The following is a 14,466-nucleotide window of genomic DNA, read 5'->3' as shown; positions in this document are numbered from 1 at the left end:
TTATCCTTTCTGGAGAATCCAATTCTCGTATCGACAGAACTTTACTACCAGATGGGTATTTGTCACAGCTCGCCGGTCAGCCCCCAGGCGCGCTGAGCCAGGCCGCGGTACCGGTCGCGGAACAGATCGGTACCCGCGCGCGCATCGGCGGCGTTGCCGTCCAGCCCGCGCCGCCACACGCCGGCCACGATCGAGGCCAGCCGGAACATCGAGAACACCACGAAGATGACCAGATTGTCGGGTTCGGCGCGGCCGGCCTCGCGGCAATAGTCGGCGACGAAGGTCGCCTCGTCGGGGATGCCGGTACCGGTCAGATCCTCACCGGCCACACCCATCAACGGGTCGTCATCCCCGGGCAGGTGGTACGTCATGGCGGCGTACCCCAGATCGGCCAACGGATGGCCGATGGTCGCCAGCTCCCAATCCAGCACCGCCACGATCCGCGGTTCGGTGGGGTGCAGCAGTACATTGCCCAACCGGTAGTCGCCATGGGCTATGCAGGCCTCGTCGGTGGCCGGGAGATGGGCGGGCAGCCAGGCCGCCAGCCGGTCCATCTCGGCGCACTCCTCCACCTTGACCGTCTCCCAGGTGCGGGTCCACAGCGCCACCTGCCGGGCCAGGTAGCCGTCCGGGCGACCGAAGTCCGACAACCCGGCGGCCCGCCAGTCGACGTTGTGCAGCCGGGCCAGCGCCCGGGCCAGATCGTGGTAGACCGCGGCCCGCTCGGCGGGCGAGCCGTCGCGCAGCACCCGGTCGGGAAAGATACGACCCGGGACGTGATCCATCACGAAGAACGGGGTGCCCAGCACCGACTCGTCGGTGCACATCAGCCGCATCCGCGGCACCGGCACCTCGCTGTCGGCCAGCGCCGACATCACCCGGTACTCACGCCCGACATCGTGGGCGCGGGGTAACAGCACACCCGGCGGCTTCTTGCGCAGGACGAATTCGCCTGCGGCACTGTGCAGATGGAATGTCGGATTGCTCTGCCCACCCTGGAACTGGCGGACCTGAAGCGGCCCCTCGATCCCGTGCCCGGCCAGGTACCGGACCAGCGCCTGCTCGTCGAATCGGTGCTGGGACAGGACGTCGATGAGCTCGGGTACACCGGACATCCCGGCAGCGTCTCATATCCGTTCATCCGCCCGATGCTCATTGAGCGCTGCGCCGCGCACGCCTGACTGCCAAGATCTGAAGAATGACCGATCTCGTCGCGCCCTCCCCCGCTTACGAACCCAGCCGCACCGGCCTCTCGGCGGATGCCCTTCGACGGGCCATCATCGATCACATCCGGTATTCGATCGGCCGGCCGGCGGCGGCCCTGCGCCCCGAGCACTACTACCGGGCGCTGGCACTGGCAGTCCGCGACCGCATGCAGGACAACCGGGTCGCCTCCACCCAGATCTCACTGGATCTGGGCAGCAAGGTCACCTGCTACCTGTCCGCCGAGTTCCTGATGGGCCCGCAGCTGGGCGCCAACCTGCTCAACCTCGGCATCGAGAGCGCCGCGCGCACCGCGCTCAACGAACTCGGCCAGGATCTGGAGGAGGTGCTGGCCTGCGAGGAGGAGCCAGGCCTGGGCAACGGCGGCCTCGGCCGCCTGGCGGCCTGCTATCTGGACTCGCTGGCCACCCTGGACATCCCGGCCATCGGTTATGGGATCCGGTACGAGTTCGGCATCTTCGACCAGGAGATCCAGGAGGGCTGGCAGGTCGAGAAGACCGACAACTGGCTGATCAACGGAAACCCGTGGGAGATCGCCAAACCCGATGTGCACTATCCGGTGCTGTGGGGCGGGCACACCGAGCGCTACCACGACGACGCCGGTGTGCTACGCGCCCGCTGGATCCCGCAGCGCATCATCCAGGGCGTCGCCTATGACACCCCGATCCAGGGCTACGGCGTCAAGACCTGCAATGTCCTGACGCTGTGGAGCGCGCGCGCCGTGCAGTCCTTCCACCTGGAGGCCTTCAACACCGGCGACTACTACAAGGCCGTCGAAGAGGAGGTCACCTCCGAAACCGTCACCAAGGTGCTCTACCCCAACGACGAACCCGACGCCGGCAAGCGGCTGCGGCTGCTGCAGCAGTTCTTCTTCGTGTCCTGTTCGCTGCAGCACGTCCTGCACATCATGGACGACCTGGCCGACGCCTCGCTGCACGAGCTGCCGAAGAAATTCGCGCTGCAGCTCAACGACACCCACCCCTCGATCGGTGTCGCGGAGCTGATGCGACTGCTGGTCGACGACCGCCGGATGAGCTGGAACGAAGCCTGGGAAATCACGGTGGCGACGTTCGGCTACACCAATCACACGCTGCTGCCGGAGGCTCTGGAGAAATGGCCCCTGGGCATGTTCGGTGAAAGCCTGCCGCGACACCTGGAGATCATCTACGAGATCAACAGCCGTTTCCTCGACGAGGTGCGCTCCAAGTTCCCCGGCGACGACGACCGGATCAGCCGGATGTCGCTCATCGGCGAGGACGGCGGCAAGACCGTGCGGATGGCGCACCTGGCCACCGTCGGCAGCCACGCCATCAACGGTGTCGCCGCGCTGCACTCGGAGTTGCTCAAGGAGAGCGTACTCAAGGACTTCTACGAGCTGTGGCCCGAACGGTTCTCCAACAAGACCAACGGTGTCACCCCGCGTCGCTTCGTCGCGCTGTCCAACCCGGGCCTGCGCCAACTGCTCGACCGCACCGTCGGCGACGGTTGGTTGACCCACCTGGACCGGCTGCGCGGGCTGGAGGCCTTCATCGACGATGACGGCTTCCGCGCCGAATGGCGGGATGTGAAGCGTGCCAACAAGGCACGGCTGGCGGAGTTCGTCTACGCCGAGACCGGTGTGGAGCTCGACCCGACCTGGTTGTTCGACATCCAGGTCAAGCGGATCCACGAGTACAAGCGCCAGCACCTCAACGTGCTCAACATCGTGACGCAGTACCTGCGGATCAAGAACAACCCGGGCATCGACATGGCACCGCGCGCGTACATCTTCGGCGGTAAGGCCGCCCCGGGTTACTACCTGGCCAAGCGCATCATCAAGCTCATCACCGCCGTGGGTGACATGGTCAACTTCGATCCCGAGGTCAACCGCTTCATGAAGGTGGTGTTCCTGCCCAACTTCAACGTGCAGAACGCGCACCTGATCTACCCGGCCGCCAACCTGTCCGAGCAGATCTCGACCGCGGGCAAGGAGGCCTCGGGCACCGGCAACATGAAGTTCATGATGAACGGCGCCCTGACCATCGGCACCCTCGACGGCGCCAATGTCGAGATCCGCGAGGAGGCCGGGGCGGAGAACTTCTTCTTGTTTGGGCTCACCGTCGAGGAGGTCGAGGCACTCAAACGTGACGGTTACCGACCGTCGTCCTACATCGACGGCAACCCGGAACTGGCCGGTGTGCTGGATCTCATTGCCGGTGGCCATTTCTCGCACGGTGACACCGAGGTGTTCCGCCCGCTGGTCGACAACCTGCGCTATGACGATCCGTTCCTGGTGCTCGCCGACTACGCGTCCTATGTCGAATGCCAGGACCGGGTCAGTGCCGCCTGGCAGGACCGCGACGCCTGGTCGCGGATGTCGATCCTCAACGCGGCGCGCAGCGGCAAGTTCTCGTCCGACCGTGCCATCGCCCAATACTGTGATGACATCTGGGGTGTACACCCCGTTCATGTCGACACCGGAAAATGACGGGGGTGTCGATAAATCACGGGTCGTGGTAGGCCAGTAGGTATGACTTCCACAGCGCTGTCCGATGACGAGGTCACCCAGCTCGACGCCTACTGGCGGGCCGCCAACTATCTGTCCGTCGGACAGATCTATCTGTTGGACAACCCGCTGCTGCGCGAGCACCTGACGGCCGAGCACGTCAAACCCCGACTGCTCGGGCACTGGGGCACCACGCCGGGCCTGAATCTGCTCTACGCCCACCTCAACCGGGTCATCCGGCAGCGTGACGCCGATGTCATCTACATCACCGGACCCGGCCATGGTGGACCCGGTCTGGTGTCCAACGCCTACCTGGAGGGCACCTACTCGGAGGTCTACACCGGTATCGGTGAGGATGCCGAGGGTCTGCGGAAGTTGTTCCGCCAGTTCTCCTTCCCCGGTGGTATCCCCAGCCACGTCGCCCCCGAGACGCCGGGGTCGATCCACGAGGGCGGCGAACTGGGCTACGCGCTGGTGCACGCCTACGGCGCCGCGTTCGACAACCCCGACCTGGTGGTGGCCGCCGTCGTCGGTGACGGCGAGGCCGAGACCGGACCGCTGGCCGCGAGCTGGCATTCCAACAAGTTCCTCGATCCGGTCCGCGACGGCGCGGTGTTGCCGATCCTGCACCTCAACGGCTACAAGATCGCCAATCCGACAGTGCTGGCCCGTATTCCGGCAGAGGAACTCGACTCACTTATGCGTGGATACGGGTACCTGCCGATCACGGTGGCCGGTGACGACCCGGCACAGGTGCACCGCGACCTCGCGGCGGCGCTCGACGACTGCTTCGACCAGATCGGGGCCATCCAACGCGCCGCCCGCGAGGACGGCCAGACCGGCCGGCCGCTGTGGCCGATGATCATCCTGCGCACCCCCAAGGGCTGGACCGGCCCCCGCACGGTGGACGGTAAGAAGGTCGAGGGCACCTGGCGCTCACATCAGGTGCCGCTGTCGGAAACCCACACCAATGCCGAACATCTGGAGGCGCTGCGGGAGTGGCTGCACAGCTACCGGCCAGAGGAACTGTTCGACTCCTCCGGTGCGCTGCGGGCCGACCTGCGCGCCCTGGCTCCCACCGGGGCGCGCCGGATGAGCGCCAATCCGCACGCCAATGGTGGTGTCCTGCTGCGTGATCTGAACCTGCCACCGATCGCCGACTACGCCGTCGACGTCCCCGAGCCCGCCGCGACCACCGGCGAAGCCACCCGGGTGCTGGGCACCTACCTGCGTGATGTGATCGCACGTAATGCCGACAACTTCCGCCTGATGGGCCCCGACGAGACGGCATCGAACCGGCTGTCGGCGGTGTTCGATGCGACCGACAAGGCCTGGCAAGCCGAACAATCCCCCGATGACGAGCACCTGGCACCGGACGGCCGGGTCATGGAGGTGCTCTCCGAGCATCTGTGCCAAGGTTGGCTGGAGGGCTATCTGCTGACCGGGCGGCACGGCTTCTTCAGCTGTTATGAGGCGTTCGTCCACATCGTCGACTCGATGGCCAATCAGCACGCCAAATGGCTGTACACCACCAAGCACCTGGATTGGCGCCGGCCGATCGCATCATTGAATTACCTTCTGACGTCTCATGTCTGGCGCCAGGATCACAACGGTGCCTCACATCAGGATCCCGGATTCATCGATCACATCGTGAACAAGCGACCCGAGGTGGTCCGGGTGTATCTGCCACCGGATGCCAACAGTCTGCTGTCGGTGGCCGATCACTGCCTGCGCAGCCGCCAGTACATCAACGTCATCGTCGCGGGCAAGCAGCCCGCCCTGAACTACCTGACCATGGACGAGGCCGTGGCGCACTGCACACGCGGCGTGGGCATCTGGGAGTGGGCGAGCACAACCACCGGTGAGCCCGATGTGGTGCTCGGCTGCGCGGGTGACATCCCGACGCTGGAAACCCTTGCCGCGGCAGATATTCTGCGGCGCCGCCTGCCCGACCTGGCGGTCCGGGTTGTCAACGTGGTGGACATCATGCGGCTGCAGCCCGAATCCGAGCACCCGCACGGGATGCCCGACCACGAATTCGACGCGCTGTTCACCACCGACAAGCCGATCATCTTTGCCTATCACGGCTACCCCTGGCTGATCCATCGGCTGGCCTACCGGCACGCCAACCACGACCAGCTCCATGTGCGGGGTTTCAAGGAGCGCGGCACCACCACCACGCCGTTCGACATGGTCATGCTCAACGACCTGGACCGCTTTCATCTGGTGATCGACGTCATCGACCGGGTGCCGGGGTTGGGCAGCAATGCCGCCGGGCTCCGGCAGGAGATGGTCGACGCGCGGTTGGCCGCGCGACTGTATACACGCGAGCACGGTGAGGACGACCCGGCGATCACCGGGTGGACGTGGGAGCGACTGGAGTGACGTTTCCGGATAGCACATTCGGGTAATCGTTAGCGCATGCAGACACCGGCGAAGAACGATTCCGCTCGCGGGGACGCGATGCGCACCTGGGTGATTGTGCCGATTGTCACATCCGTGCTGCTCACCATCGCCACCGTCGCGCTGTTGCTCGCCAATCGTTGACGCTGCGCGCTGCGGATTCGACCACGAACCGACCTGCGCACCACGGGTTTGCCCACCCCGCTCTGAGTTTGCCGCCGTAATCAGCGTGGCGTAGGTGTTGGTTCCGGATAGCACATCTGATGTGCGCATTTCGCACGCCGACCTACCCGTGCGGTGGTTTTTGCATCGTGGGACCCGGGTGCAATTAGTGTGCTACGCGTGGACCTCGAGGGGCTTGTCGGCGGTGGCTTGAGCCTGCTGGGCGGCGTTGCGAAGCGGGCGCCGTTCGCCGGTGACGTGCTGCCCCTGCTCGCCGATGCCGAGCGCGCCATGGTACGGGTCGCCCGCAGGCACCTCACCGATCTCGACCCGCCCGCCGCGGTCACCGCCGCCGAGGACGACCATGCCGACACCCCGGCCACCGTGCTGCGCCGACTGCTGGACCGGTCGATGTACACCAGCCCGGACCGCAGCCGCAATGCGCTGTACCTGGATCTGTTGGAGTCACTGGTACCCGATGAAGCGCGCATCCTCGCCGCGCTCTCGGATGGGTCGGCCTATCCCGTCGTCCACATCGCCGAACCCGGTACCGGCGGTGCGCCGGTGTTCGCGCTCAAGAATGCGTCCACCATCGGACGCTCGGCCGGCGTGTCACTACCGCGGTACACCCCGCTGTACCTGACCCGGATGCTGCGCCTCGGACTCGTCCGACTGGGTCCCGAGGCGTCCTCGATGTACGACGAATACGAGATGTTGCTGACCGACTCCGGCGTCAACATCGCACTGGCCACCGCACGCCGGGGGGTGCGGGCAGCCCGCGTCGTAAGGCGCACCGTGCGCATCAGTGATCTCGGTCAAGAGTTGTGGGAGGCAGCGAAATGAGCGACTTCTGGGCGAACGCCTTCTCCTACCCGCTGTGGGTGTACTTCACCATTCCGTTCGGGGCGGCGTTCGTCGGGTGGATCACCAAGATCCTCTGTCTGAAGATGATGTTCTATCCGGTCGAGTTCAAGGGCATCAAGCCCTATCTCGGCTGGCAGGGCCAGATACCCAAGCGGGCACCGAAAATGGCTGCCGTAGCAGTGGATTCGCTGACGTCGGGCATCCTCAAACCCGAGGAACTGTTCGACAAGATCGATCCGGACGAGTTGGTCAAGGAACTCGGCGAGCCGCTGCGCGAAGCCGCCGAGGAAATGGTCGACACCATGATGATGTCGTTCCAGCCGCAGGTCTGGCGGGCGACACCGGATCAGGTGAAGGATCTGATCGTCGCCAATGTGGAGGGCCGCATCCCGTCGGCCGCCCGCGGCATGTTCGAAGAGTTCCGCGGCCAGGTCGACCAGATCTTCGACATCAAGCACATGGTGGTCACCAACCTGGTCCGCGACAAGGCCACCCTCAATGCCGTCTTCCAGGACATCGGCCGGCCCGCCTTCAAGTTCCTGATCCGATCCGGGCTGTACTTCGGGTTCATCATCGGGGTCGTCCAGATGCTGGTGTTCGGGGTCACCGGCTGGCATCTGGCGTTGCCACTGTTCGGTCTGATCACCGGTGGGCTCACCGACTGGATCGCGCTGCAGATGATCTTCCGGCCGCTGCAACGCAAGAACGTCTTCCTCGGTATCAAGTGGCACGGCGTCTTCCAGGCCCATCGCAAGGAGGTCATCCGCGGGTATGCCGCGCTGATGGCACGGGAGATCTTCACGCCCAAGGCCATCATGGAAAGCCTGCTCACCGGACCGATGTCGGACAAGTTCTTCGACATCGTCCAGGCCGAGATCGGCCGCACCATCGACAGCCAGATGGGTTTCGCCGGCCGCGTGGTCAACGTGTTGGGTGGCCGCACCTACCAGGACATGAAGGTCCAGATCGCCAACACCATCATCGAGAAGCTGCCCGAGACATCGGCGTACATCGAGGAATACGCCGCCAGCCGACTCGATCTGGAGAACGTCATGATCGAGAAGATGGACGAGTTGGACGCACAGTCCTATGAGAATCTGCTGCGGCCGGCCTTCAAGGATGACGAGTGGATCATCGTGGTGCTGGGCTCCGCGCTCGGCTTCCTCTGCGGCGAGTTGCAGTTGCAGCTCATCCTGCTGCTCGCGCACTGACCCGACTGTTCGGCAGCGCCGACCCGGTGAACCGTTCGCGCAGCGTCGATTCGGCGTATTCGGTGCGGAACAGACCGCGCGCCTGCAGCAGCGGCACCACCTCGTCGACAAAGATCTCCAAGCCATCCGGGAACACGTCGGGCATCAGGTTGAATCCGTCGGCCGCCCCTGCCCGGAACCAGTGTTCGATGGTGTCGGCCACGTCCACCGGTGTCCCGACGATCAGCCGGTGCCCGGCGCCGCTGAACTCCCGGATCGTCTCACGCAGGGTCAGCCCGCCCTTGCGGGCCAGCCGTACCACCGACTCCCGGAAGCCCAGGGACGCCGCGAATCTCGCCGGATCGGTGACCTCACCGAGCAGATGCGCGGGCAGCGGCTCATCCAACGGGTAGTCCGTCAGATCCTCCCCCAGCACCTGGGACAGCCGCTCCAGATCATGGCCGGCGGGCAGCAGCGCACTCTGCCGCTCATAGCGGTCCTGCGCCTCGGCCGCGGTATTGCCGATCGTGGTGATGAGCCCCGGCAGGATTTTCACCTCGTCACGACCCCGGCCGTGCACCACCGCGACATCCTTGACATGCCGGTAGTGCTCGATACCGGCGTCGATGTCCAACTCGGCACTGAACACCGCGTCAGCGGCGCGCCCGGCCAGTTCACGGCCCTGCGGGGAACCGCCCGCCTGCACCAGCAGCGGGTACCCCTGCGGCGACTGCCCCTGCGGCAGCGCACCCACCACCGTGAAGAACTCACCCTGGTGGTCGATACCGCGCCCGCCGGTGTCGGCCGCGTCGCGCCACAGCGCCTGCACGACGTCGACGAACTCGGCGGCCCGCCGGTACCGGGTGGGTCGGTCCGGGTAATCGGCCACACCGAAGTTGGCGCCCGCGGGAAGTGAGTACGTGGTCACCACATTCCAGGCCAGCCGACCGCCGGACAGCTGGTCCAGGGCCAGCAGGCGATGTGCCAACTCGACCGGATCGTTGAACGTCGAGGACAGTGTCCCGATCAATCCGAGCCGGTCGGTCTCGGCGGCCACCGCGGCCAGGATCACGCTGGGCTCCAGCGCCTGTGACGGTCGCAGCGCCGGGTGCTCGCGCAGCGCAGGGCCGTCGGCCAGGAACAACGCATCCAGCCTGCCCCGCTCGGCGATCCTGGCCATCCGGACGTAGTAGCCCGGATCGGCGAACGCGGTGGCGGGCTCGCTGGTCAACTGCCAGGAGCCGGTGTGGATTCCGACGTTGAGCACGTTGACGTTGAGGATCAGTCCGGTCACAGTCGGCCTCCCGGATTCGGAGCGGTACCGAAGACGTGCGGATGCGCCGTGATGTCCGGGACGTCGGGAACCGGCAGACCCAGCCGGGCCCGCAGTGTGCCGGTGCCCGGTTCGGCAAGCACACCGCGGCGCCGCACCGCCGGGATCAGCCGGCCGAGCACCCGGTCCAGGACGCCGGGAGTCAATCGCAGCAGTGCGCCCGTCGCGGTCGGGATCCGCGAGATCCGTTCCAGTGCTGCGTCGATGGCTTCTGCGGCGCGCACCCTGACCACCGCGGGCACACCGTCGGGCACCGGAGCACCGTCCTCGACCACCACCAGGTCCGCCGCGTGGGTGGCCCCGTGGCGCCAGATCGGCAGGTCGCCCTGCACAGATCCGGGAACGTTCAGCGGCCCGGCGATGGCATAACCCCGCCGCACGTCCGCCCGCCGGATCCGGGTGACGTCGCTGAACACCCCGGCGGTGGTGTCACCGACCACGGCGTCCAGCGGCCAGGTACGCCACAGCGTGCGGACCGCGTCCACGGCATCGTCGGTATGGGTCACCTCCAGATCGGCACCGGTCCAGCTGTCCCGGGCCGCGTTGAGGGCGATCCCGTGGTCGAAATCCAGTGCCAGCCAACCGACCCGCCCCTGGGCGGCATGATCGACCGAGACCAGCCGGCGGGCCAGGTTGTACGGGTGGTCCCGATGGCCGGCCGCCGCGACCACCAGGCCCAGATCGGTGCTGGATCGGGCGGCGACCGTGGCGATCAGCGAGGGATCCAGCGACTGCCTACCGACCGGTGCGGCCTCACCGCGCTCGGCACCGATCACCCAGTAGTCGACACCGGCGGACTCCAGCTTGCGCGCCAACTCGGCGACTCCCCCGGCCGAATTCTGGACACCCACCCGACGATCGGCGATGCCGTCACCGACCACCTCGATTCCCAAAGACAGTGGTGCAGCCATACCGGCGACGCTAATCGGGCTGCGCTGACTTACCAACGGTTGCGATCACACCAACTCGAAGTGACCATCGGCGGTTTCACCGAGAGGGCAGGCCCAGCCGGTGCAGATACTCGCGCAGCCGATGCCGCCCGGTGAGTGATTCCGGACCGGCCAACCGGGCGATGACCCGTGCGCTCCAATCGCCGGAGAGCCCGTAGCGACGGTTGTAGGCGGCCAGCCGTTGATCATAGACCGGCACCTGTTCGTCGGCTGCGGCGGCGTCGTACTGTTCGTGGTGCAGCACGGCGCGCTGCGGTAGGCGGGGTTTGATTCCGGCGTTCTCGGTCGGGTCCGGTGTACCGACGGCCAATCCGAATGCGGCGACCGCATGTGGGGGCAGCGCCAGTTCGGCCGCCACCTGCTCCGGGTGGTTGCGCAGGGCCCCCACGAAAACGGTGCCCAGGCCCAGTGATTCCGCGGCGGTCACCGCGTTCTGGGCGGCCAGCGCGGTATCGACGAAACCGATGATGGTGCTCTCCAGATAGTCGGCACCGTCCAGCGGTGCACCGGCCCGCTCGGCGACCCGGCGCACCCGGCCCAGATCGGCGACCCAGACCAGCAGCAGCGGCGCCTCGTTGATGAACTGCTGGCCGGCGGCCAGTTGTGCCAGCCGCGCCTTGCGGTCCGGATCACGCACCGCGACGACGCTCCACGGTTGCAGGTTCGAACTGGTCGCCGCCGACTGGGCGGCGGCGACCAGCGCGCTGAGGTGCTCATCACCGACCGGATCGGGGCCGAACCGGCGCACCGAGCGGTGCGAAAGCTGCACCGCCAGTGTCTGATTGTGCACGGACAGCGCCGCGTCGGGATCGCCGTACCTGGAGATGACCGTCACTAGGCAGGCGTCGTCACGGGGGCGGGTGCCTCGGTGCCGAGGTTCTCCGGTCGGATCGACCGGTGACCGGCCACCTGCGCGGCAATCGAATCCAGCCGGGTCAGCTGGTCCTGCTCGAGCTGCACCGCCAGCGCCCCGACGTTCTCCCGCAGGAACTCGACGTGCCGGGTGCCCGGGATCGGCACCACATCCTGTCCGCGGGACAGCACCCAGGCCAGTGCCACCTGACCCGGCGCCACCCCGATCTCGGCCGCGACGTCGCCGACGGCCTCGGCCAGCACCCGGTTCTGGTCGAACACGTCGGCGCCGAAGCGCGGATGCTTGAGCCGGTTACCACCGATGTCCGCACGGCTGCGCACCCGACCGGTCAGCCAGCCGCGGCCCAGCGGGGAGTACGGCACGATCCCGATACCGAGTTCCCGGGCGACCGGCAGGGTTTCGGATTCGACATCCCTGGTGAAGATCGACCACTCGTTCTGCACCGCGGCGATGGGGTGCACCGCGTGGGCGCGGCGCAGGGTCTGCGGCCCCGGCTCGGACAGTCCGATATGCCCGATCTTGCCCGCGGCGACCAACTCGGCCAGCGCACCGACGGTCTCCTCGATGGGCACCTGCGGGTCGACCCGGTGTTGGTAGTACAGATCGACGTGGTCGATGCCCAGCCGGCGCAGCGATCCCTCGATCGCGGTCCGGATGTATTCGGGCCGGCCGTCGAGCCGACGGGCGTCGGGGTTGGTATCCCGGTCCAGTGCGTTGCCGAACTTAGTCGCGATCTTCACGGTGTCCCGCCGACCCGCGATGGCGCGTCCCAGCAGGATCTCGCTGAACTCCGGCCCATAGACATCGGCGGTGTCGAACAGGGTCACGCCCAGGTCGATGGCCGCGTCGACGATCTCGGTGGCCTGCTTCTCGTCTTCGGGTCCGGCCCCGGTGCGAAAGCTCATGAAGCCCAGCCCGACGGCCGAGACCTCGAGCCCGCCGAGGGTGCGGGTGGGAAGCGTTGTCATGGTGTCCTTTCGAAGGTGGTGTGCAGATACGGATGAAACGACGTATTAGCCCGGCTCGTCACCGGCGGCCACCGGTCGCGCCGGGTCGCTGCCGTAGGCCGAGAATGATCCGGGATACAGCGCTGCGGTGATCCCCAGCTTGGCCAGTGCGAGCACCGTGAGCGTCGCCGATGTCCCGCCGCCGCAGTATGCGCCGATCGACCGGGTGCCGTCGGCACCGACGGCCGACAGCGCAGACCGCAACCCGTCATCCCCGAGCAGACGCGACCGGTCGGCCACGAGATCACCGGCGGGCAGGCTGCGGGCCCCGGGAATGTGGCCACCACCGGTGCTGCCGCGGTAGGCATCGGATCCTCGGGCATCCACCAGCACCCCTGAACGGGCAAGGGCCGCAGCCTGTTCGGTGTCCAGGGTCGGCAGTGCACCGGTGGACACCGTGAAGGTTCCGGCATCGACCGCGGGTTCGTCGTCGGCGAGCTCTCCCCCGGCTGCCACCCATTCGTCGACCCCGCCGTCTAGCACCCGGACATCGGGCACCCCGGCCCAGGTCAGGGTCCACCATGCCCGGGCGGCAAGCGCCGGATTCTCCGGGCTGTAGACCACCACGATGGACTCGGCATGTATCCCCCAGCGCCGCACCACATCCTGGATCTGGTCGGCGGTGGGCAGCGGCAGGTTGCCCGCCGAAGCCGATGCCGCCCCGACCAGGTCGGTGGTCAGTGCCACCGCGCGGGCACCCGGGATGCGGCCCAGTCCCTCGCGGCGGCCGTCGCGCCAGATCTCCAACACCACCACATCGCGGCCGGCTTCGCGTTTGCGGCGCAGCTTCTCGGCGACGATGACGAGGCGGTCCGCATCGATGGCGGCGGCGGTCATACGTCGGCTCCGTAGAAGGGCTTGCCGGAAATGAGCTCGGATTGCCGACCGTCCACACCCTTGGGTACATCACCCTCGATGGTGACGCGGTAGAGCACCCGGTCGTAGCCGAGGTGACCGGCGTCCGGGATGGCCAGGTGCGCGGTGGCGCGGTTGTCCCAGAACGCCACACTCCCCGGCGCCCACCGGAATCGCACGGTGTACTCGGTGCGGGTGGCCTCCTCCCACAACAGCTTCAGGATGCGCTCGCTCTGATTCGGTGCGAAGCCCCGGATCTCGCGGGGGCCGCGGGTGAACCCGGGGCTGACGAACAGCGCCCGCTCCCCGGTCTCGGGATGCACCCGGACCGCCGGATGCCAGGCCGCCAGATTGGCTTCGGCCACCTTGCGGTCCCGTTGGCTGCCGCTGGCTGCCTTGGTGTTGAACTGATGCCGGATGCGGATCTTGTCGGCCAGCTCGCGCAGCTCGACGGGCAGGTTCTCATACGCGGCAACAAGATTGGTCCACGCGGTGTCGCCACCGTAAGGCGGCAGGATGTCGGCCCGCAGGATCGATGCCGCCGGCGGGTTCACCAGCGCGGTGACGTCGGTGTGCCAGCTGCTGTCATAGGACGTGCGCTTGCGGCCCAACGTGGCCTCATAGCGGCGGCTGTCGATCGGCAGGATCTCCGGGAAACCCTCCGGTGGACTCTCCTCGTGCGGGTGCGCGGGCGTCACCTTGCCGAACAGTCGGGCGAAACTGATCTGCTCGGCGTGCCCGATCTGCTGGTCCCGGAAGAAGATTACTTTGTACCGGAACAACGCGTCACGGATCTCGCTGACCACGGTGGGTTCCAGCGGACCGCGCAGGTCCACCCCCCTCACCTCGGCTCCGGTATAGCCGGCCACCGGGACGACATCCAGTCCGGTGTCCTTCAAGGCTGCGCTGTCTTTGAGTTCGGTCATGGGCTGGCTTCCTGTTCGCGTGGGTATCGGCGCCACTCAAGTCTCGGAACAACACCCCGGTGAAACAACAATGATCGGCTACCGGAAACATTCAGCAGGAACTAACCGGTATACGCATTCACGCAATTCTGTTTGAGTGAACCGTTAGCTCGTGATTGTTGATCCGTGGAGCTGCACCCCGAAAGATGTCGGA

Annotated in this window: 12 protein-coding genes; 5 read left to right on the top strand and 7 right to left on the bottom strand. The window is 66.7% G+C overall.

The annotated features are described in order from the left end of the window. Positions 1-62: 62 nt before the first annotated feature. Complete coding sequence (locus tag ACLBYA_RS25405) at positions 63-1,115, bottom strand: phosphotransferase family protein (RefSeq protein WP_447712233.1); 1,053 nt, start codon at positions 1,113-1,115, stop codon at positions 63-65. Between the two features lie 83 nt (positions 1,116-1,198). Between ACLBYA_RS25405 and ACLBYA_RS25400 the strand changes: the two genes are divergently transcribed. The 5 genes from ACLBYA_RS25400 to ACLBYA_RS25380 all read left to right on the top strand — a co-directional run bounded on the left by ACLBYA_RS25400 (position 1,199) and on the right by ACLBYA_RS25380 (position 8,349). Continuing rightward, positions 1,199-3,691 carry a glycogen/starch/alpha-glucan phosphorylase gene (locus ACLBYA_RS25400; RefSeq protein ID WP_447712232.1) on the top strand — a complete coding sequence of 831 codons (2,493 nt, stop codon included), beginning with the start codon at positions 1,199-1,201 and terminating at the stop codon, positions 3,689-3,691. 42 nt (positions 3,692-3,733) lie between these two features. Continuing rightward, complete coding sequence (locus ACLBYA_RS25395) at positions 3,734-6,094, top strand: phosphoketolase family protein (RefSeq protein WP_447712231.1); 2,361 nt, start codon at positions 3,734-3,736, stop codon at positions 6,092-6,094. A 36-nt stretch (positions 6,095-6,130) separates the two neighbouring features. Then, positions 6,131-6,256 carry a hypothetical protein gene (locus ACLBYA_RS25390; RefSeq protein ID WP_447712230.1) on the top strand — a complete coding sequence of 42 codons (126 nt, stop codon included), beginning with the start codon at positions 6,131-6,133 and terminating at the stop codon, positions 6,254-6,256. 198 nt (positions 6,257-6,454) lie between these two features. Beyond that, the gene (locus tag ACLBYA_RS25385) at positions 6,455-7,117 is read left to right on the top strand and encodes an Abi-alpha family protein (RefSeq protein ID WP_447712229.1); all 663 of its coding nucleotides are present in this window, start codon (positions 6,455-6,457) and stop codon (positions 7,115-7,117) included. Continuing rightward, positions 7,114-8,349, top strand: a complete 1,236-nt coding sequence (locus ACLBYA_RS25380; RefSeq protein WP_447712228.1) for a DUF445 domain-containing protein — start codon at positions 7,114-7,116, stop codon at positions 8,347-8,349. The genes ACLBYA_RS25385 and ACLBYA_RS25380 overlap by 4 nt, the downstream gene beginning before the upstream one ends. On the opposite strand, the gene ACLBYA_RS25375 is transcribed toward ACLBYA_RS25380, so the two are convergent. From ACLBYA_RS25375 to ACLBYA_RS25350, 6 genes are all read right to left on the bottom strand, one after another. Then, positions 8,327-9,595 (bottom strand): NtaA/DmoA family FMN-dependent monooxygenase, encoded by a 1,269-nt coding sequence (locus tag ACLBYA_RS25375; protein WP_447712293.1) that lies wholly within the window; start codon positions 9,593-9,595, stop codon positions 8,327-8,329. The two genes, ACLBYA_RS25380 and ACLBYA_RS25375, sit on opposite strands and share 23 nt — an antisense overlap. Positions 9,596-9,618: 23 nt before the next feature. Further along, a complete protein-coding gene (locus ACLBYA_RS25370) occupies positions 9,619-10,572 on the bottom strand; it encodes a luciferase (protein ID WP_447712227.1) in 954 nt (317 codons plus the stop codon). A gap of 76 nt (positions 10,573-10,648) precedes the next feature. Further along, a complete protein-coding gene (locus ACLBYA_RS25365) occupies positions 10,649-11,446 on the bottom strand; it encodes an NADPH-dependent oxidoreductase (RefSeq protein WP_447712226.1) in 798 nt (265 codons plus the stop codon). Next, a complete protein-coding gene (locus ACLBYA_RS25360) occupies positions 11,446-12,453 on the bottom strand; it encodes an aldo/keto reductase (protein ID WP_447712225.1) in 1,008 nt (335 codons plus the stop codon). Before ACLBYA_RS25360 ends, ACLBYA_RS25365 begins: the two co-directional genes overlap by 1 nt. A gap of 45 nt (positions 12,454-12,498) precedes the next feature. Beyond that, the gene (locus tag ACLBYA_RS25355) at positions 12,499-13,329 is read right to left on the bottom strand and encodes a sulfurtransferase (RefSeq protein ID WP_447712224.1); all 831 of its coding nucleotides are present in this window, start codon (positions 13,327-13,329) and stop codon (positions 12,499-12,501) included. Then, a complete protein-coding gene (locus ACLBYA_RS25350) occupies positions 13,326-14,273 on the bottom strand; it encodes a TauD/TfdA dioxygenase family protein (RefSeq protein ID WP_447712223.1) in 948 nt (315 codons plus the stop codon). Before ACLBYA_RS25350 ends, ACLBYA_RS25355 begins: the two co-directional genes overlap by 4 nt. Positions 14,274-14,466 lie beyond the last annotated feature (193 nt).

The sequence above is a fragment of the Mycobacterium sp. C31M genome, assembly GCF_053345865.1.
Note: the sequence above shows the minus strand (reverse complement) of the source record. Positions and strands in the feature narration are given on the sequence as shown.